We start from the raw sequence: 19343 nt of genomic DNA on the forward strand, positions 1-19343 counted from the left end.
TTCAGCAATGGATACTTAGCGTAATTGTTTGACCACGAGACAAATGCAGAAACGCAAAGAAACAGGGAATTTGATCTACATCAACCACAGTTGGGCTCAAAAAAGACAATAATCTCACCAACATGAACACTTTTAGGGAAAGTGTATCGATAACCGAAGTCAATAACAGGGAATCTATAATGCCTCATATCCCCATACTGAACGATGGTACTCCACTGTCAGAGCTGATCAATCACGATACTCGCGAGGTTGCCATGCGCACCCTGTCAGACGAGCAGATTTACCAGGTCGAAATGAAGAAGATATTCGCCAAAACCTGGGTCTTTCTGGGGCACGAAACAGAGATCCCCAACAGCGGTGACTTTCTGGTGCGTGACATGGGGTCCGATTCAGTGCTGGTTACTCGCGACAAAGACGGCGATATTCATGTGGCCCTAAATGTTTGTCCTCATCGTGGCATGAAGATTTCTACTCATGACAGCGGTAATACGCCCATTCATACCTGTATCTATCACGGCTGGGCGTTTAAGCCCAACGGTGACTTCGTGGGCGCGCCCGCTGATAAGGAGTGTATGCATGGCAAAATGATGACCAAGCAGCAGTTGGGGCTGAAGAAAGCCAGAGTTGCAGAATACGGTGGATTGATTTTCGCTACCTGGAATATTGAGGGTCCGAGCTTTGAGGAGTTTCTGGGCGATGCAAAATGGTACTTTGACACACTGTGGTGTCGAACCATCGAGGGTATGGAGGTTCTTGGGCCTCCGCAGCGCTTTGTCATCCGTGCCAACTGGAAAACGGCCTGTGAACAATCGGCCTCAGACGGATTTCATACCATGACGCTGCACCGCTGGCTTGGAGAGGTTGGACCCTATGCCAAAAAGCCGGATGAAGAAGGTAAAGGCGGAGACTTAAGTCCCGAAATGTACGGTAGTGAGGTTTGGACTGACCACGGCCACACGATGCGTTGTATCGATCTCGACCGTAAAATTCGGCGCATTACCGGTAAAGATCCCAGTGCGTTGAGTGCACGTGAGAAATTGGAGCTATTGCCACCACCGGGAATCACACCGGAAATGGTCCCACAATTGCTTGAACGTTTTAGTGATGAGCAGTTGGAACTGATGTCCTGGCGGCCCCCTCAGGTAGGCAATTTCTTCCCCAACGGCTTGTTCGAATTTATCTATTTGCCACAGCCAGATGGCACAGTGGTAGGCGCGATGGCATTGCATGCCTATATACCAAAAGGCCCGGACAAGCTGGAATTTGTGAACTGGATTTTGGCGGAAAAGGACACGCCACCAGAACTGAAAGCAAAAATGTTGCGGCAATCGGTACAACTGTTGGGAACGTCGGGAATGGTTGAACAGGATGATTCGGACACCTGGCCACATCAAACCATTGTCGCAAAAGGGGCGATGAGTGCGGATATTACTCTTAAATATCAGGCGTGCTATGAAACCAAGCCACCATCCTGGCCTGGTCCGGGCCACGTAGGAGATGGCTTTACTAAAGACGATACCCAGTGGCAGTGGTGGCAATACTGGTATGAGCTGATGACTGCTTAACCGATTCTTTGAATCGTCCACTGTTCTAATCACCGAATCAATGCAATGCGTAGACTGATGCGCGAAGACTGACTGGAGAGTGTTATGACCCATGCCGATGACAACGCCACGGCACTGGCTGCGGCGGAATTGAAAACGTTGCTCGAACCCACACCTTTACCCATGCTGGACACCAGCAAACGCATTTCTGCCGCTGATCCACTACACACTGAACTCATGGAATTTCTGGTCGATGAAGCCGAAATGCTTGATAACCTCCAGTTTAAGGCTTGGGGGGCCACCTTGGCAGAAGATCTGGAATACAATGCTCCCTTGCGACGCACTCGTACCACCCGACAACAGGATCAAACGGTAGTGCGCACGGTTCAGCATCTGCATGAAGACTTTGGCTCCATGCAGTTGCGAATTATGCGCGTCGCAGATACCACCAGTGCCTGGGGAGAAGACCCGCCGTCGCGGACTCGTCGCTTCATTAGCAACATCAGGGCGTATCGTACTGAACAGGCGAACGAGTATTTGGTGCGTAGTTACGAATTGGTCACTCGCAGTCGTTTCGATTTTGATGACTTCGACCTGATTCCCTGTGAGCGTTATGACATCCTGCGCCGTGATGGAGTGAGTTTTAAACTGGCTAGGCGTGAAATCCTTCTGGATCAGGTAGTAGTGGGCACGCCTAACCTCGGTATTTTTCTTTAAGTCCACTCGAGTCCTCCAGGCGTTACGGTAGTCTCTTGTTTCTGGCTTTTTATGTGACAGATATGTAGAATGTGTCTAATTAAAGTCGGATAAGAGGGTTTCAACGTGGATCTAGTGGGAAAACGCATCATTGTTACGGGGGCTTTCGGCGGACTGGGTCGTCAGGTGGTTGATATGGCGCTTGCTGCTGGTGCGGCAGTGGCAGCAGTAGATTATGCCCCAGCGCCCACGGGTGCTACTGAGTTGCAACTCCATTCATTCGGAGGCGTTGATTTGACGTCTGAGTCCGCCGCTGCGCATGCGTTTGAACAGGCGGTTAGCGCTTTGGGTGGCCTCGATGGGTTGATCAACATAGCCGGTGGGTTCACCTGGGAAACGTTTGCTGAGGGAGCGGTCGACAGCTGGGTCAAGATGTTTGATATCAACCTCAAAACAGCGGTGATCGCTTCCCATGCCGCGATGCCTTATCTGTTGCAGCAGTCCGCTGGCAGTATTGTCAATATCGGCGCTAACTCGGCGCAGAAATCTGAAATGGGTGTGGCTGCCTATACCGCGTCGAAGGCCGGTGTTGCGAAGCTTACTGAATCGCTCGCGGATGAATACAAGAGTAGGGTGCGGGTCAATGCGGTGCTGCCAAGTATCATCGACACGGAGATCAACCGCCGGGATATGCCTGACGCGGACTTCAGCTTGTGGGTACAGCCTCAGGAGCTTGGTCAGGTAATACTCTTCCTGTCATCTGATCAGGCCAGCGCTGTAACCGGTGCCCTGGTGCCGGTAGTCGGACGAGTATAAGTGCGATTGGCCTAGGAACCGTAGTATGGAAACCCTGACCAAAGACGTACTGGTGGTGGGCGCGGGGGGAGCGGGTATGACTGCCGCGACCGTCGCTGCAAGCGACGGACTCGATGTCTTACTGGTTGAAAAAACGTCGACGTTTGGCGGCACTACTGCCTGGTCCGGTGGCGGGATCTGGGTGCCCTGTAATTCGCTGGCTCGCCAAGCGGGTTACAAGGACTGCCAAGACCAGGCACAGCAATATATTCAATCGGTCATCGGTCCCAGCTTGCGTGATGACCTGCTATCGGTGTTCCTGCAGGCCGCGCCCAAGATGGTGGACTTTCTGCAGTATCAGTCCGCGGTGAGGTTTTCCTTGCACGAAGGCTTTGCTGACTGGTACCAGGACTTGCCAGGGGCAACTCTATCCGGTCGGCTGTTGGCCCCTCAGGAATATACTGGTCTGGCATTAGGGGAATATTTCCAGCGCCTGCGTCCACCACTGACGGAGTTTAACGCACCGGCTGGCATGATGATTGGCTTTGGGGATATGCCTCACATCGCCAAGGTAAAGCAGTCGTGGCAGTCTTTCCGCCATATCCTGGGGCTGGTACTGCGCTTTGGTTGGGATAAAATTCGGCATCGGCGCGGCACCCGTTTGACCATGGGCAACGCACTGGCGGCCCGCTTGTTGCGCTCTTGTGTTGATTCAGGTGTGCAATTGTGGTCGTCAGCGCCCATGTGCCGCTTGCTTACCGAAGGAGGGCGGGTGATCGGCGCCGTGGTCGACAACAACGGCCAGCCGGTGAAGGTGTTGGCACGGCACGGTGTTATTCTCGCAGGCGGCGGGTTTTCGGCGGATCCGGCGTTACGCAGAAAGTTTATGCCGTTTCCTGACCAGCACCTGTCCATGGTGTGCGAAGGCAACGATGGCACGGGTATACGTCAGGCACTGGAGCTAGGAGCTTGTTTCGATGGCGATAACATCAGCAATGCGGGCTGGCTAATCGTATCGAAATTGGAACTCCCTGATGGGAGAATACGTAAATTTCCGCACCTGTTTTCAGATCGAGGCAAACCCGGCTGTATAGCGGTGGGGTTGAACGGACGGCGCTTTGGTAACGAGTCCGCCACTAATCTGGTGACGCCAATGCACAATAGTAAAGCGGTGCCTGCCTATTTGATCTGCGATCACACATTCATTAAGAAATACGGGCTGGGCATGGTTAAACCAGCGGCCATCGGCCTAAAAAAATTGCTGCGCGCAGGGTATATTCTGCGAGGGGATAGCCTACAGGCACTTGCGGAAAAAGCCGGCATCCATGGTGACAACTTGGCGCTGACAGTAGCGCGGTTTAATCAATTTTCCGAGAGCGGAGTGGACGAGGACTTTGATCGCGGTAAGGACAGCGATGATCTCAACCTGGGGGACATTAATCACCAGCCCAACCCCTGTCTGGGGCCAATAAACCAAGGGCCGTTCTATGCAGTGCAGATTTTTCCTGGTGACTCCACCACCACCGTCGGCCTCAAGGTGGATGAGGAGGCCCGCGTCTTGCGGGAAAATGGAGAAACCATTGGCGGCCTGCAGGCTATCGGTCTGGATATGAATTCACTCTGGCGTGGCAAGGCGCCCTCACATGGTGGCAACAACACACTCAGTCTTACCTTCGGTTATGTTGCTGCCAAGGCACTGGCCACTCATGCCCGCTCGCAGGCCACGCCATGAATTTATCCACATCTCCTCTTGCTCATCCCAATCCCTGGTTGATCGTTGCTTACGCCGCGTTGATGCAGGCGGTGGTAGTCGGTATTGGTGTATACGCGTTCGCGTTTTTCGTGATGCCATGGATGATAGCGTTTGAGCTTGATCGGGGCGCTTTGATGTTGGTGATTACCGGATCGTCCATCGTTGCGGCATTGATCGCTCCTCTTTGCGGCACCTGGATCGATAAACACCCTAGCCGCAAATTGGTGGTTTCGACCTCGGTATTGTTCGCTATTGGTCTGGTACTGATAGGCTTATTTCCGAGCTATCTGACGACCTTGATGGTGTACGTCTTGGTGTTGCCTTTGGGCATTTGTCTCTCTGGTACTCTGATGGCGCTGACGCTTGTTGGGAAACTATTTACTCGCCATCGCGGGGTGGCTATGGGCTTGGTCGCGCTCGGCACCAATGTTGGTGGCTTGATTGTACCGGTGTTGGTGACTGGCTTGTTGTCACAGTTGCCATGGCAACAGGTCTTCCTGGTATTGGCGTCATTGGTGGTGCTGCTGGTTTCGCTACCAGCAATGGTGGTGTTGCGCGGAGTTGGGGGGGCTACGCCGACCGATCGATCGGATTGCACGAAGCCCTCAATTCATCCCGACTCAGGTACCGGAACGATGAGCGCCAGCGCGGTACACAAATTGGGCGTTGCTTATTTGGTGCCGTGTCTGCTGTTTGTCGCCGTACTTCACAATATTGGCGCTTTGGCGGCAGATCTTGGCATCGATCAGCAACGCGCTGCGATGGTCACGGCGGCGGCGTCCATCGCGATGGGGGTGGGGAAGGTGGCAGCAGGCGCGCTTAGCGATAAGTTTAGCTACACTTGGCTCTACACCTCCTGCTTGTTGTTGATTTCAGGTGGTCTGGTGGCAATAAGCCAGTCCTCAGGGTTGGTGGATTTGCTATTTTCCATATGCCTAATCGGTTTGGTAATGGGTGCCATCGCGCCGTTGGTGGGTACGATAGTGGCAGACCTCTGGGCCACTTCATCGTTCGGAAGAGTCATGGGAGTCGTCCAGGCATTCGCTGGCGTTTCCGTCTTCGGCGCGCTGCTGGCGGGCTATTTACGCGATGTCAGTGGTAGTTATTCCAGTGCATTTCTTTGGTTGTTACTGGGCGTAATACCGGCGCTCTATTGTTTTCTTAGTTTGTCAAAGCACCCACCCAGGGCTGTTTCTGGGCGGACACTAAGTCCGGAAAGTCTCAACGAGCACTGAGCATCACTACGCCGCCACCTCCTCCTGATGCGTATGATAACCTCCCTTGACGTACATCAGAGGTTGGCGCTGCGGGTTGAAATAGGACTGGCGAATACGACCGACGATAATCTGGTGGTCTCCTCCCTCGTAGACTGCGTAGCTTTCGCACTCGAAACTGGCAACGGTATCTTGCAGTATGGGGACGCCCAGACTCCAGGTTTCCCAGGGGGTCATGGCGAAACGGTCGTCTACTTTGCTGGCAAAGCGTTGCGATATCTGGCGTTGCTCATGGCTAAGAACATTGATGGCAAAGGCCGTATCGTTGGTAAAGGCCTTGAGACTCGCGGAACCATTTTTAAGGCAAAAGAGCACCAGAGGTGGCTCCATTGACACCGAGGTAAACGAGTTGGCGGTCAGCCCCACCGGCTGTCCTTGCGCATCTATCGTCGTCACGACCGTGACTCCGGTGGCGAACGCCCCCAAAGCTCTGCGTAACTCTGTCGTGGTGGTTTCACTCAACCGTTTTTTGTGCTCCATCCTATGTCTCCCAATGGTGAGTTTCTCTCCGTCAGCAGTGAAAGTGGCGAAGAAATCATAATGACTAAAATGTCATTCTATTGATTGCCCTTAGCGGGTATCAAGCTGTTGTCTCTCACAATGGTACGCCATGGTAAAAGTCCCGATTAATGAATTGACCGGTAAGCCTTGCGGCACTAGGCGGAGACAGGAGTGGTCATCGATCTCACTCTGTTAGACCTGGAGTAAAACGTTTACACATCGGGGTGACTTTATAACCTGCTTTGCGGCTGTTTGGGGGCAGACATATTCCTAGTTCCAGCGTCTATTCTTCCGCTGACAGCAGTTCATACCCATCGAATCCAAGTATTATATTGAACATAATTACCAAATATGTTCAAATTATGGCCTTGTTACCCTATTTAGATGCTGATCGAAGGTGTTATTTCAGCCGTAGGGAATAACAGCACTTGTTGTAATACTGAGAACCGGAGTGAAGTACGATGCCATCGACTGAATTGATCGTCATAACGGGGGGTACCAAAGGTATCGGAAAAGCACTGGTTCATAAGTTTGCTGCCCATGGTTTTGATATAGCAACCTGCGCCAGAAACCCAGTGGAACTTGCGGCGTTAAAAGAAGAGGTTGAAAAAACCTATGGTGTACAGGTCACTGCGAAAACTGCCGATTTGTCTCAAAAAGAGCAGGTTCTTCAGTTTTCTGATCATGTATTGAGTCTGGGTAATTCCATTGGAGCTCTAATCAATAATAGCGGGCGTTTTTTGCCTGGAAGCGTACTTTCTGAAGCTGAAGGGCAGCTGGAGGAATTGATTGATACCAATCTTCTTTCTGCTTATTGGTTAATACGGGCTTTGGTTCCTACTATGACGGTCGCCAAAAGGGGGTACGTCTTCAACATTTGTTCTACGGCGTCTTTGATGGCCTATAACAGTGGGGCATCATACTCAATCAGCAAATTCGCAATGTACGGTATGTCCAAAAATCTACGGGAAGAGTTGAAGCCCAATGGCATTAAAGTATCTTCGGTAATCCCCGGACCGACATTGACGACTTGCTGGGAAGAGGCGGACATACCCGATCAGCGCTTTATCGATCCTGCCGATATTGCAAAGATCGTTTATGACGCGTTCGACACGAGCTCCCGTACGGTTGTTGAAGATATTATCATACGTCCACAACTTGGAGACTTATAACAAGCAGCGTTTGAAACATACTACGCCATACCATAAATCAGAGAGATAAAGAGGTAGCCATGAAACAGCACTATGAAGCGATAATTCGTGAAATTGGAGAAAATATTGAACGACCGGGCCTGAAAGATACGCCCCAACGCGCTGCAAAAGCTATGGATTTCCTGACTCAAGGCTACCAGCACAGCGTTGAGGAGGTTGTAAACGGTGCCCTTTTTCCGTCTGATTCCAGCGAGATGATTATCGTAAAAGACATTGAACTCTATTCAATGTGCGAACATCATATGTTGCCCTTCATCGGCAAGGCGCATGTTGCCTATATCCCTACTGGAAAAGTCATCGGATTATCCAAAATAGCGCGAGTTGTCGATGTCTTTGCCCGCAGACTCCAAATTCAAGAGCAGCTAACCGTTCAGATAGCTGAATCTATTCAAAATGTGATCAATGCGGAGGGAGTTGGCGTTATTATCGAGGCAAAACACTTGTGCATGATGATGAGAGGAGTGGAGAAGCAAAATTCTTCCATGAAAACTTCTTCAATGCTCGGGACGTTTCGAAGTGATCCATCGACCCGAAACGAATTCTTGGCCTTGATGCGTTAACACAAAGATGGATCGATGCCAATTTCTCGCCAAAGGAAATAAGGCGAGGGGATGTTGATCACGCAATGAATTATTCAAGAGGAAGCGAGTTGATTTTCTCTCGGCGCAGGTTTTGTCACTGACAATAGCTATTACACTGAGGTGTTGGCATTGGTCAGAAGGCTTGTCGAGACTCTCCTCTAACAGCGTGTTGAAAAAGTCTGCATATGGTAAAATTTCGAAAAAATCAGTGAGTAAGCAAATGCGCGGCGACATTAATCCACAGTCCTCCATGTTTAGCTACATCGACTTAGAAAGTTGAATACTACAACAGCACCCGATCAGAAAAATACGCCGCATTGTGGATGAAGCGCTGGTGGAGATGGCCCCCTGGTTTGACGAGATGTATGCCACTGGTGGTAGGCCCTCCATTCCTCCTGAGATGCTAATTCGGGCTTCTCTGTTGCAGATCTTCTTTACCATTCGATCAGAACGCCAATTGGTAGAGCGTATCGACTATGACCTGCTATTTCGCTGGTTTGTCGGGTTGGGGATTGATGAGGCAGTATGGAATCATTCGACCTTCTCAAAGAACCGGGATCGCTTAATGGCTCATCAGGTTGACGAAAAGCTCTTTGATACCGTTAAAAAGCAAGCTTATGCAAAAAAGTTAATGTCTCGTGATCATTTCACCGTCGATGGCACACTGCTCGACGCCTGCGCCGGCATTAAATCATTCAAACCGAAGGAAGAGCATTCTGACGATGATGATAGCCGCAGCTCTGGAGAAAACTTCCACGGCGAGAAACGCAGCAATGAGACTCACGAGTCCACTACTGACCCCGAGGCTCGCTTATTCCGCAAAGGTAAAGGAAAAGAGGCCAAGCTGTGCTTCATGGGGCATCTACTCACCGAGAACCGTAATGGCCTGATTGTTGATGCAGAAGCCAGCCTGGCCGGAACATCCAAAGAATGGGATTCGAGCATCAGTTTGCTGGCAAATCAGAGCGCTCGACCAGGGCAAACGGTGGGCGCAGATAAAGGATATGACACCAACGAATTTGTAGAAGGTTGCCGCGAATTAAGGGTGACGCCACATGTAGCGGCGAAGACTGTAGGCAGCAAGGCTGATGGAAGAACAACCTCGACTGACGGCTACTTGATAAGCCAACGGAAACGCAAACGGGTTGAAGAATGTTTCGGCTGGATGAAAGCATATGGACTCATGCATAAGCTTCGTCATCGCGGTATAGAAAAAGTCGATTGGTTATTCCGATTTACGGCAGCCGCTTACAATATCACCCGAATGAAGACGTTAATTGCCTAAAAAGGGCGAGATAAAGTTGGTTTTGGCTACATCCTGCAGAGTGAATGATTGCTACTATCATCTGCAGAAATGTAACCGAAAAACTAGGCAAAGACAAAGCTGAAAATTTTTTTGATTACACTAAGGGGACTACGAAAATTCGTAATTTTCCGTATTTTTCAACAGGCTGCTAGTATTATAAGGGTTTATGCAACCCCGCTCCTCTTTTTCGTGAAATTTCCATCTAGGGAGCCCTAAGCAGGACTTGCCTTCTTAGCGGGGTGGCTTCAGTCTGGTCATGTCACCCTAATTTGCTTGATTGGACTTTGTGCACTGGTCTTTTCGCCACTGCTTGGGTGAAAATCCGGTCCAGGTTTTAAAGTTGCGGCTGAATACGGAAATGTCTGCATACCCCAGGTTAAGGGCCAGATCGGTGATGGATATAGGGCTTTGCTCCAGGTGCTGTTTGGCGATAGATTGGCGAACATCCCTGAGTAGTGTTTGGTAGTTTGTATTTTCTTCTTGCAGTTTAAGTTGTAGCATCCTGTGGTGTATGTCGAGATTAGCGGCGACTTTTTCGATACAGCACTCACCCGAAGGGAGCAGTTGACCGATGATCGCCCTGGCTTGGTTTTGCAAGCTGTTTGGGTAGCGTTGTTGGAGAAGGCCTAATTGCTCGCGAAAATGGTGCTGTATGGCGGCTTCGTCAAAATGGGTTTTTTGCATTAATGCAGAGGCCGGTAACAGCACACCGTCAAAACTGCTGGAAAATTGTGTCTGTGGGTAAAAGCCTTGTTGTGTCCTTGCGGGTTGTTCTTGTGCAGGATCCGCTTGTGTTAAGTTAAGCTGTAGGGAATACCGGTCAGCGTTCATCAACCTGGCCGTAATATTAGCCAGGTTGGCCACCGAAAATTGTATTAGCTGATTGAGCCCCAAGGGTGTTTGAAAATCAAATTTCATCGCTAGCTGTATGCTACTCCCCAGAGGAACCTGAGTAATGTGGACACCGTTGGCAAACAGGTAAATATAGCGGTCAAGGGCAGTTAGCGCCTGGCTCACCGTTGGTTCCTGGGAGACTGTTATGGGAAGATCACCGAGCACACCGGGGTTTTCAGTCTCGGCCAGCAGCAAGCCGAACAGTGGCTCGCTACATTGCAATGCGCAGCGCTCCAGTAGCTCAGACATTTTGCTATAGGATATATAACTATTGGGGTCCCGGAATTGGGCATAGCTTAAGCCGACGTCGCGAATTAGCTGGACGGGATTTGCGCCTAGAACTTGCGCAGCTGCTTCAAACCCGGAAATAGCACCGCTTCGGACTAAATACATGTTGGATTCTTTTTGGGCTTTTCGTAAAGTATCAAATTCATTTCGTAAAATGTCAATAGGAGTGGCGATACTTTGAGTTGCAACAATACCAATTAGCTATCAGAACAAGCTGCGATTATTAACCTTGCCCACGGTTTTAAAGCCGTTCTTCAACATGAAGGTAATGGCTTGGGAGCCTGCCTTATACAGCGCTGGCAAGGGTATTTGGGCGAGTACGTTATACCTAAGCATCAACATCCTATGATTGCTATGGTGATAGGAGGCAAAGCCCGGATAAGACGCGAGCGTTATGAGAATGAGCTTTCTGTCGACTACTCGATGCCTGGTGATATTACCTTAATCCCCCAAAATCAAGCTATGCGCTGGCACGTGAATGGTGAAAAGGATGTTATCTCTGTTATATTCTCCAATGAAAAAACATGCAGTATTTTGCAAAATCCTTATGACAGAATATCGCAGCAGTTTGGCAATGAGGATTTCGTCGGCTCATTTTCAGATGCCTATTTATACGCCAGCTGCAATCATCTTACCAATGTGTTGTTGTCGGCTGAGACCATAGATGTCGGCTATATAGATGTTCATCTCAAGGCCCTTGAATTGTATGCACAGAACTATCTGGGCAATGGTGATAAAGGTGTTTTACCTAAAATTCCACTGCACTCCCATCATGTTATATTTGCTATGCAGCGTTTAATACAAGACCTCGCTAACGAAGTGCGTATTGAGGGGATTGCCAAAGAGCTACGCGTTTGCCATGCCTATTTGACAAAACGCTTCAAGCAGGAGTTGGATATTACGCCACACCATTTTTTAATGCTACAACGTATAAAAAAGGCACAAGAGCTATTGGTTAATACAGATTTAGGCATTGCGACAATCGCAGAAGAATCGGGTTTTTCCCATCAAAGTCATTTAACCAGAAATTTTTCCAAAATAGTGGGTGTGTCACCGCTGAAATTTCGTCAGCGATCTAGGGCGGCAATTCCCGATAACGCCCAATTTTAACGGTTTAACGGTTTTTCATGTTTTAGGTGAACGATGTGAAGCACCACCGGCCGGTGGTGCTTCACATCGAAAGGAGCCTATTACCTAAACATAACGAGTTTCTCCTTAAACTACACTTCGGATTTGAATCTGCGATCTAATAATTATAGCCCAGCGTTATTCCATAGCTTCTTGGGCGCCCTGTTAGTCTGCCCGAAGTGTCAGAGGACGATATCACATTGGTCACATAGTATTCATCAGCCAGATTCTTACCCCAAAGCATCACTCTCCAGTGACCCTCTGGAGATTCATAGCCAAGACGTGCTCCCCACACGGTGTAACCGTCCATTTCATTAAAGTATGGCGTGATGGATGCTGCTCCCTGAGCCAGTTGTGATTCGTTGTAGCGCAGGCGTCCGCCACCAAATGCGGCTTCAGATTGCGATTGCCCGGAGAGGTTAACCCCAGCAAATAGAGTTCCGCCATGTTGCAAGGCAGTACGGTAATCCAGATCCATGCTGTAGGTCCACTCTGGTGTCAGTGGAATAGGGTCTCCTGCAAAGTCTTCGGTGCCGCCGATCAGCTCCAATAAGCCATTGTTATTTCGCTGGGCTTCACTGGTAAAGCTCACGCCTTTGTAGTCGGTTACTTTCGAATCCAAATAGGTCACCGAGGCCGTAAAGGTAAGCGACTCACTCAGCAATGCTGTGATATCCGCCTCCAAACCGGATATCTCAGTTTCGGGAACATTATCCAAAATATCCAAAAAACCAAAAACGGGGTCGAGTACCTTAGTTCTGAGCTGTTTGTCTTTGTACTCATAGCGAAAGGCAGCGCCATTTAATTGAACTCTATTATCGAGCATGGAGGTTTTAAACCCGGCTTCATAGGACAGTACGGATTCTTGCGTAACGGGCTCTAATTGCGTCCAAAAGGCTGCTGCAATGGCGGGGTAGCTTCCAGATTTATACCCTTTGGAGATGTTTGCGTATAGGAGCGTTTCGTCATTTAAGTGAAAGTCTGTACCCAGGCGCCACGAAACGTTCTCTTCGGCCAAGGTGTCGACAAAGGGGTCTCCCGGTAGCCCTTGATAATTCAGCGAATAGCAATCGGGATACTCGCCAATGGGTGTAAATAGCGTTCCTCCCCCAAAGGCAGCGCCAAGCATATTGAACAGCTCGGCAACTGCACCGTCACCGGTAGAGTGGTTGCAACTGACGGCATCGATTTCCGACTCGGTGTAGCGTGCGCCCAGCTTAAAGACCAGGTCATCCGTCACATCGTAGTCCAGGTTGGCGAATAGGGCAGAGGACTCGATACTTTGATCAATTCGTATACTGCTGCCGTTGATATAATTGTTGGATAGCGTGTAATTAGTCCCATCGATATACCGAAGTTCGCTTTCTTCGAAGGTGTCACTGTTTTCCTGGTTAATACCGACCACCCAACGTGCCTGATCGAATTCGCCAGCGATCCGGAACTCGGTGATCCAGGTGTCGATGGTTGCATCCGTTCTTTCCAGGTCAAAAAGAACCAAAGCCGAACCGTCGCCGTCGGTCTGTTGTTGTTGCTTAAAGTCTGCATAAGTGGTCAATGCAGTGAGGGTGATGTTGTTGTTTAGATCCCAGTCACCCCGTAGAACAACTTGATAGAAATCGCGTTCGCTGGAGGGCTCAAACGGCGAGCTGGCTTCGTCATCTCGGGGGCTATTTGTGATAATCTTGCTCCAATCAGCATCACGGTTGCCACCACTGACAAAAGGTTCGGCAAGCAATGTCCCCAGGTTCTCCGGGGGAAGCCCTGTGACAGCGTCGATGGGTATTTGGGGGTTAATAGCGATGTACTGTTGCGCTTGTGGATCGGACTGATCTTTCCAGCCGTTGATATTCACCAGATAGCGTGATGTATCTGTCGGGTTATAGGTCAAAATAAGTCGTTCAGCATGGTACTCCTCGGCACCATTTTCATCATCTGAACTGGTGCTTTTCTGCCATTCGTCGGCATTTGCAGTGGTAAATGAAAAGCGAGCGCCTAGTGCTTCTGTTAGCGGGCCACTAACAAAACCGTTCACTTCTACCTTGTCGAAACGGCCATAACTCACGTCGCCACCAGCTTCAAACTCATCTCTTGGCTTGGCGGCAATAAAGTTGATGGCTCCGCCGGTCGAGTTTTGTCCAAATAATATCCCTTGGGGGCCTTTAAGTACCTCCATGCGTTCCAGGTCGTAGGCCGCGTGGCTGGCGAGCACCGGAAATGGCATTGGCGCTTCATCTAAATAGAGGCTGGTGGCTGGGTAGGCCCCTAGTGTTTGTTCATTAAAGCCAATTCCTCTAAGGGTAAAAATCGGTGTGTTTGCTGTACTGGTGGCGAACACTAACCCAGGTACCGCTGAGGTGATCTCTTCCAGTGATGCTAATTTTTGATCTTTGAGCTTTTCTCCTGAAACAGCAGCAATGGATAGCCCTACATCGTTCGCACTTTCTGATCTTTTATTGGCGGTTACTATTATTTCTTCTAGCTCTATAGCTAATGTCGTATTGGAATACAGGGGTAGCGTACACAAATGTGTGAAAATTGCGGATTGTATTACCTTTCGTTTTAACATGGTTTTTCTCACCCTTTAGTTATTGTATTGGCTATGCTACTGCCGGAATCAAATGGCTTTTTGTTACTTCAGTTTTAGGCCGCGCCGCAGTGCTTCCATATCGTCCTTTTTAATTTCTCGTGAGCGTGGCCCATCTGTTAACATTGCGCATGCGTGAAAAGTGCCTGAATAGCTACGCAGGTCTACGGGCACGCCGGCTTGCATCAGTTTATAGGCATATAAAATGCCTTCATCCCTAAGCGGATCAAGGGCCATGGTAGATAGATAGGTCGCCGGCAAGCCCCGTAGCTGTTCAAGAGGCGCGCGTGCGGGTGCGGCAGTCGCTGGGACAGCGTCTGAACCCTGTTCATTAACATCAAGTAAATAGTGCTTCCAGCTATGGTACGCATTGCCGGAATCCCACATTGGGGTCTGTGTGAATTCAACCATGCTGGGCGTGTGGAGTGCGAATTCGTAATTCAGCAAGCTATTGGCAATTGAAATAGGCCGTTGCAGTGAGTAACCCACTCATAATCGCGGATATCTGTCTCTGGTATTTGGGTTTTCTCAGACTTCTGCAACGGAGTCACACCGTCGAGAGATAAGTGACCACGTACTTCATTAAAGTATCGTTTGTACTGCTTGAGCTTTCGGGATAGATCCCTCGCATTCCAGAACAGTGTGTGGTCGAGAAACTCTCTCCTGATAGTGCCAATAGCTCGTTCAATAAAGGGATGTGAAGTTGGCTCAAAAGGGACGGTCTTTACTTCCTCAATGTCTAGAATCCGAAGGTTCGCCCTCCATTGGCGATAAGTGAAGACCGGATCGTGGTCGGTGCTGATCCTAGCGGGTGGAGGATGACTTCCCAGTATCTTCTTAAACATCCGACATGCAGTGGCGCCATCGACATCTCCCATATGAATCGCAAATCCTATGAGCTGTCTGGTGTGGACATCTATCGCAACCATTACCCAATGAGATTTCAAATTAATGGATTCGCAGCGAAAGAGATCGAGGCTCCATAAGCTGTCCTTGGTCTGAGCTAGAAAAGTGAGCCACGAGGGACCATCGTTATAGGGTGGCTTGTAATATATGGCCAAAATTCGACGTATAACATGCTTATCTATATTGATTCCGAACGCTTGAAGTACTTGCATGGAAATTCGGTCATAGCCCATTCTTGGGTTCTTCTGTTTGATAGCGACGACTAGGCGAATCAATTCGTCGTCCGGTCCTTTTGGGCCTGGCTTGCTCCTTGATTTCGCGGAAAAGAGTATTCGGTACTTTCTCTTAACCAAGGCCTTGTGAAATCTTAAAATGGTGGCCGGCTGCACAACAATAGCCAGTTTGGAGAAGCGGCGCCTCGATATCAACTGTGATAGCGCAGCGAAAGCAGTGCGATCTGAAACCGTCAATGTCGGCGATCGCTTACGGCTGCGAGTCATAACGATGAGCTGCTGTCTCAGCATAAGATTCTCGGCGGCAATCGACTTCAGTCCACCCGGGCGCAGCAGAATAACAACAGATCTAATCAGGTAAAACAGGAGTCGGGCTAAGTCACTCATATCACAATTATGGCATGAGTTAGAAATATTGCTTCCGCATTAGATTTCGCACTGGACGGGACTTATTGAGTGTTTACAAAGCTTAGGCTTTCAGCAAGCGGCGCTGTAGCAGTGTTTGCATATCACGGCGACCATCGGCAACCACCATTACATAAACGTTGTCGGTAATTACACGGTAAATAATGCGGTAGGGTTTGAAATAGATCTCCCGGTATTCACGTAAACCAATTGCCACGAGTTCCTCGGGGAAAGCGCCTCGGTCTGGATTTTCAGACAGACTCAAAAAGGCCTCCTCAATTTTGTCGAGAACGTAATCCGCCTTTTCGGTCGCGTCATGGTATTCGATATAGTCGTATAACTCCTCTAGATCATAGGCGGCGTCATCGGTCAGAAATACTTGGTAACTCATCAGCGTTTTTTGCTACGGTTGCGAAGCCGCGCTACAGCATCATGGGCAGGCTGAACCTTACCTTCTTCGATCTGGCGTGTGCCCAGCGCCAGTATTTTCAGCAGCGCCATAGTTTCCTGCGTTTGTTCGTAGCTCTTAACATCCTGTATCACAGCTTTGGCCTCGCCATTTTGGGTGATGACCATGGGCTCCATTTGAGCAGATAGGTTGCGTATGACTTCTGCGGCGTGTGCCTTCAAGTAACTGATTGGTTTAATGTGATCTGATAGTTTCATAAGCATCTCCCGAGGGGACCAAATATAGTCCGAATACGGGTCTTGAGTCAAGCTCAAAGGTATGTGTATGGCGATAGTGCAAGGGTGAAATGGCTGGGTTGGGAAATCAGGACTGTGCTAGATTTGTGCTAAATCAGGATATCAGTGAACTGTAAGTCATTGATAATTCAAGTACGGTATTAAATGAGCAAACGCCGTAAGTTATTGAAAATTAAAGGATTGATATAGTCTGGGTCTGGCTACGAACCGAGCGGTCGAAGGTTCGAATCCTTCCGAGTGCGCCATCTAAACGAAAAAGGCCCCCTTGCGATGCAAGGGGGCCTTTTTCGTTTATGGGGTGTGCTGGGTTGGTTGAGAACCTTCCCAGGTTCGACCGATTGCAAAGCAATCGGGACCGACCGAAGGGAGCCCGTAGGGGCAGAACAGCCCAAAGGCTGTTCTGAGTCCATCCTTCCGAGTGCGGGGCGTGGCACTCCGTGCGAACAAAGACACGAACCCCTACACAGATATGTTATGAACACAATCGACGACTGTGCTAATTGGTCGGCGTACACCTTCAAATGACTGGCACGACACGTGCGCATATCGTTGGACCATTTCCGGTCCCACCCACCCAATTCCTGCAAAACATAGAGCGGCGTACCTTGCTGTATGTGCCAGCTGGTTCAGGTATGCCTCAGATCGTGCCAACGAAAATCGTCAATACCGGCACGTACCAGAGCATCCCGCCAGGCGCGGGTGTTTGCTTTCTTGATGGAGCAGCCGCGGAACATAAACACAAAGTCAGACGATTTTTCCTGCTGCTTGTGTTCTTGTCTCTTCAGCAGCGCCAAGGCATCCGCGTTCAGGGGCACAGGAATCGCTTTACGGGATTTGGATTGGTCCGGGTGGATCCAGGCACAAGACCGGTTCATATCCACCTGGGGCCACCGGAGCTGGGTTCTGCTTAATTCGCGTCCTGCGCTAACATCTTGACTCTTTTATGGATGACCAATGAGCACAATTTCATTCAAAGGTAGGATTTTTCGTCGAGAGATGATCCTTCAGTGTGTACGTTGTGTAATCCCCCGTCTATGGTCGAGCAATTGCGAATTCATCAAATCCATTTTTTCTCAAAATTTCCAAAAGTAACCCTGTTTTTTTTATTTCTTCTATTTTTGTGTCGAGTATTGAAAAGATCCTCTTCTTCTTCTTTGGAGGGATACTTTTTCGAACTAGCATATAGTTATATAGAGGATTCCCCCTAGAGAATTGGTGAATTTCCCGTTGCAAATTGAGAAGACCAATATTTCTTTTGGTAATGAAGGTGGTTCCAATTATAATGTCTACTCTTTTTTCGCTCAGTGCTTTGAGCAGTGACTGATTACTGGGGAAGGGTTGGGTTGGGCCTGGGTCAAATCCAAGTGCTGCGAAGTAGACTTTTCGAGGTAGAGATAGAGAGCCCACCACATACTTATCCAAGTTGCTTAGGGTTTCTCTAGAGTGGTTGCTTTCGACAACGCTGTAAAAGCTCTTAGTGGTATTGAGTATTGGCTTATTGTGAGCGTCTAAAATTCCAGGGTAGAGCTTTTCTAGTGCTTTGTTTGACGACCCAATAAAAATGTCAAGCTTATTGTTTCTTATCTCGGAAAGTCTCCGTAATCCAGGCGGGTGTTCCCTTTTAATGATTTCGAACTCTGAACCTTCGAATATCGCTTGAATGATATTCTCATTCATTGAAGGCTCCATAGCGTTGAGTTTAGAGGAATTGTAGCCTTTATAGACGGAGTAAATTAAGGAGTCTGGATAAGCTCCAAATGAAAATAAGACGCATAATAGTAAAGTTGCACAAGCGGTAGCTTTCACATTAGTACCAACCTTTAGGCTAGACTACTATTGTAGCATGAGTGTGGAAAGCCCATGGACTCATGGGCATCCAATGGTTCCCAAAACATTGCTTTTCGCGCTCGACCGGGAGCGACACCTATTGCAGACCATGCCTGCGTGTTGGCTTATGGAAAAGCTCAATTCCTGAAACCCAAATTCGTAGAACTTTTTCTACTTTATCGAATTTAACCGGAGGGCTGAAATAATGGCCCTGTGACTTTTCGCAGCGGAGCCGCCGCAAGCACTGAAGCTGAATATCAGATTTGGCTGTTTTCATCGAAGTAGGTAGTTCGCTCGGGGATGAGCCAGTTTCACACGCCCTGACCACTCCCTTTTAGTGCCAGTGACAAGCGCTGTTTACTACGACGTAGAGCGTTTTCACCAATCAGTGAGTCATCTTCCATTAGCCGATTACCTGATCCGCATCATCAGCATACCGACGTACCCGAAAATTTCCAATCTACAGTATCAATGACTCGAAATTTATACTGTGAATACTGAGTTACGTGTACTGTTGAAACCTGCCAGCCAAGCTGAGGTAAAGCCACTGAAAGTCGTGCGTATCAATTCGGATTTTGATTGCTAAGAGCTGGCCCCCTTCCTTTGAACAGCTCATCCCCATTCTATAAGTGGATCCACGCCAAGGTTTAAGCCACCAGGGAAAGCGGCGTTGTATTGAAGTAAACCTCATCCGGTGTTTTCCGGTCAAGGC

18 protein-coding genes are annotated in these 19343 nt (G+C 49.2%); 9 read left to right on the forward strand and 9 right to left on the reverse strand.

The features are described from left to right. Positions 1-179 precede the first annotated feature (179 nt). The 5 genes from HBA55_RS31245 (at position 180) to HBA55_RS31265 (ending at position 6023) form a co-directional block, all read left to right on the forward strand. On the forward strand, positions 180-1565 hold the full coding sequence (locus HBA55_RS31245; protein ID WP_166999664.1) for an aromatic ring-hydroxylating dioxygenase subunit alpha: 1386 nt from the start codon (positions 180-182) through the stop codon (positions 1563-1565). 84 nt (positions 1566-1649) lie between these two features. Further along, positions 1650-2261: a 3-phenylpropionate/cinnamic acid dioxygenase subunit beta gene (locus tag HBA55_RS31250; protein ID WP_166999666.1), complete on the forward strand. Its 612-nt coding sequence runs from the start codon at positions 1650-1652 to the stop codon at positions 2259-2261. Positions 2262-2366: 105 nt separating this feature from the next. Further along, on the forward strand, positions 2367-3056 hold the full coding sequence (locus HBA55_RS31255; protein ID WP_166999670.1) for an SDR family NAD(P)-dependent oxidoreductase: 690 nt from the start codon (positions 2367-2369) through the stop codon (positions 3054-3056). A 25-nt stretch (positions 3057-3081) separates the two neighbouring features. After that, positions 3082-4767, forward strand: coding sequence for an FAD-dependent oxidoreductase (locus HBA55_RS31260; RefSeq protein ID WP_166999671.1), 1686 nt, complete (start codon positions 3082-3084; stop codon positions 4765-4767). Next, positions 4764-6023, forward strand: a complete 1260-nt coding sequence (locus tag HBA55_RS31265; protein ID WP_166999672.1) for an MFS transporter — start codon at positions 4764-4766, stop codon at positions 6021-6023. The genes HBA55_RS31260 and HBA55_RS31265 overlap by 4 nt, the downstream gene beginning before the upstream one ends. A 6-nt stretch (positions 6024-6029) precedes the next feature. Here HBA55_RS31265 and HBA55_RS31270 read toward each other — a convergent pair whose 3' ends face one another. Beyond that, positions 6030-6542 carry a flavin reductase family protein gene (locus tag HBA55_RS31270; RefSeq protein ID WP_166999673.1) on the reverse strand — a complete coding sequence of 171 codons (513 nt, stop codon included), beginning with the start codon at positions 6540-6542 and terminating at the stop codon, positions 6030-6032. 482 nt (positions 6543-7024) lie between these two features. On the opposite strand from HBA55_RS31270, the gene HBA55_RS31275 reads away from it, so the two are divergent. The 3 genes from HBA55_RS31275 (at position 7025) to HBA55_RS31285 (ending at position 9640) form a co-directional block, all read left to right on the forward strand. Next, complete coding sequence (locus HBA55_RS31275; protein WP_166999674.1) at positions 7025-7735, forward strand: SDR family oxidoreductase; 711 nt, start codon at positions 7025-7027, stop codon at positions 7733-7735. Positions 7736-7794: 59 nt separating this feature from the next. Then, entirely contained in the window at positions 7795-8334 is a 540-nt protein-coding gene (gene folE / locus HBA55_RS31280) for a GTP cyclohydrolase I FolE (protein ID WP_166999675.1), read from the forward strand. Positions 8335-8635: 301 nt separating this feature from the next. Next, positions 8636-9640: an IS5 family transposase gene (locus HBA55_RS31285; RefSeq protein WP_338109494.1), complete on the forward strand. Its 1005-nt coding sequence runs from the start codon at positions 8636-8638 to the stop codon at positions 9638-9640. 285 nt (positions 9641-9925) lie between these two features. Here HBA55_RS31285 and HBA55_RS31290 read toward each other — a convergent pair whose 3' ends face one another. Next, positions 9926-10948, reverse strand: a complete 1023-nt coding sequence (locus HBA55_RS31290; RefSeq protein ID WP_166999676.1) for an AraC family transcriptional regulator — start codon at positions 10946-10948, stop codon at positions 9926-9928. Between the two features lie 240 nt (positions 10949-11188). Here HBA55_RS31290 and HBA55_RS31295 point away from each other — a divergent pair, with 240 nt between their 5' ends. Then, a complete protein-coding gene (locus HBA55_RS31295; RefSeq protein ID WP_166999677.1) occupies positions 11189-11953 on the forward strand; it encodes a helix-turn-helix transcriptional regulator in 765 nt (254 codons plus the stop codon). Positions 11954-12089: 136 nt separating this feature from the next. Here the strand turns inward: HBA55_RS31295 and HBA55_RS31300 are convergent, their stop codons facing one another. From HBA55_RS31300 to HBA55_RS31330, 7 genes are all read right to left on the reverse strand, one after another. Further along, entirely contained in the window at positions 12090-14537 is a 2448-nt protein-coding gene (locus HBA55_RS31300; protein WP_166999678.1) for a TonB-dependent receptor, read from the reverse strand. Positions 14538-14600: 63 nt separating this feature from the next. Continuing rightward, positions 14601-14966, reverse strand: a complete 366-nt coding sequence (locus HBA55_RS31305; RefSeq protein ID WP_166999679.1) for an alpha/beta hydrolase — start codon at positions 14964-14966, stop codon at positions 14601-14603. Positions 14967-14995: 29 nt separating this feature from the next. Then, positions 14996-16081, reverse strand: coding sequence for an integrase core domain-containing protein (locus tag HBA55_RS31310; protein WP_166999680.1), 1086 nt, complete (start codon positions 16079-16081; stop codon positions 14996-14998). 82 nt (positions 16082-16163) lie between these two features. After that, positions 16164-16490: a type II toxin-antitoxin system RelE/ParE family toxin gene (locus tag HBA55_RS31315; RefSeq protein ID WP_166999681.1), complete on the reverse strand. Its 327-nt coding sequence runs from the start codon at positions 16488-16490 to the stop codon at positions 16164-16166. Beyond that, positions 16490-16765, reverse strand: a complete 276-nt coding sequence (locus HBA55_RS31320; RefSeq protein WP_166999682.1) for a type II toxin-antitoxin system Phd/YefM family antitoxin — start codon at positions 16763-16765, stop codon at positions 16490-16492. The genes HBA55_RS31315 and HBA55_RS31320 overlap by 1 nt, the downstream gene beginning before the upstream one ends. Positions 16766-17430: 665 nt before the next feature. Further along, positions 17431-17679 (reverse strand): tyrosine-type recombinase/integrase, encoded by a 249-nt coding sequence (locus HBA55_RS37265; RefSeq protein WP_240946388.1) that lies wholly within the window; start codon positions 17677-17679, stop codon positions 17431-17433. Positions 17680-17836: 157 nt separating this feature from the next. Then, the gene (locus HBA55_RS31330; RefSeq protein ID WP_166999683.1) at positions 17837-18481 is read right to left on the reverse strand and encodes an ABC transporter substrate-binding protein; all 645 of its coding nucleotides are present in this window, start codon (positions 18479-18481) and stop codon (positions 17837-17839) included. Positions 18482-19343 lie beyond the last annotated feature (862 nt).

Origin of the sequence: Pseudomaricurvus alkylphenolicus, from assembly GCF_011683955.1 — a bacterium.
In the GTDB taxonomy this organism is placed as follows: domain Bacteria; phylum Pseudomonadota; class Gammaproteobacteria; order Pseudomonadales; family Cellvibrionaceae; genus Pseudomaricurvus; species Pseudomaricurvus alkylphenolicus.

Bases quoted from the DNA above. Each gene is read 5' to 3' on its own strand.
- HBA55_RS31245 (WP_166999664.1), top strand. From the start codon at position 180: ATGCCTCATATCCCCATACTGAACGATGGTACTCCACTGTCAGAGCTG.
- HBA55_RS31315 (WP_166999681.1), bottom strand. From the start codon at position 16,490: ATGAGTTACCAAGTATTTCTGACCGATGACGCCGCCTATGATCTAGAG.
- HBA55_RS31310 (WP_166999680.1), bottom strand. From the start codon at position 16,081: ATGAGTGACTTAGCCCGACTCCTGTTTTACCTGATTAGATCTGTTGTT.
- folE (WP_166999675.1), top strand. From the start codon at position 7,795: ATGAAACAGCACTATGAAGCGATAATTCGTGAAATTGGAGAAAATATT.
- HBA55_RS31270 (WP_166999673.1), bottom strand. From the start codon at position 6,542: ATGGAGCACAAAAAACGGTTGAGTGAAACCACCACGACAGAGTTACGC.
- HBA55_RS31330 (WP_166999683.1), bottom strand. From the start codon at position 18,481: ATGAATGAGAATATCATTCAAGCGATATTCGAAGGTTCAGAGTTCGAA.
- HBA55_RS31295 (WP_166999677.1), top strand. From the start codon at position 11,189: ATGATTGCTATGGTGATAGGAGGCAAAGCCCGGATAAGACGCGAGCGT.
- HBA55_RS31320 (WP_166999682.1), bottom strand. From the start codon at position 16,765: ATGAAACTATCAGATCACATTAAACCAATCAGTTACTTGAAGGCACAC.
- HBA55_RS31265 (WP_166999672.1), top strand. From the start codon at position 4,764: ATGAATTTATCCACATCTCCTCTTGCTCATCCCAATCCCTGGTTGATC.
- HBA55_RS31275 (WP_166999674.1), top strand. From the start codon at position 7,025: ATGCCATCGACTGAATTGATCGTCATAACGGGGGGTACCAAAGGTATC.
- HBA55_RS37265 (WP_240946388.1), bottom strand. From the start codon at position 17,679: ATGAACCGGTCTTGTGCCTGGATCCACCCGGACCAATCCAAATCCCGT.
- HBA55_RS31250 (WP_166999666.1), top strand. From the start codon at position 1,650: ATGACCCATGCCGATGACAACGCCACGGCACTGGCTGCGGCGGAATTG.
- HBA55_RS31305 (WP_166999679.1), bottom strand. From the start codon at position 14,966: ATGGTTGAATTCACACAGACCCCAATGTGGGATTCCGGCAATGCGTAC.
- HBA55_RS31290 (WP_166999676.1), bottom strand. From the start codon at position 10,948: ATGTATTTAGTCCGAAGCGGTGCTATTTCCGGGTTTGAAGCAGCTGCG.
- HBA55_RS31300 (WP_166999678.1), bottom strand. From the start codon at position 14,537: ATGTTAAAACGAAAGGTAATACAATCCGCAATTTTCACACATTTGTGT.
- HBA55_RS31260 (WP_166999671.1), top strand. From the start codon at position 3,082: ATGGAAACCCTGACCAAAGACGTACTGGTGGTGGGCGCGGGGGGAGCG.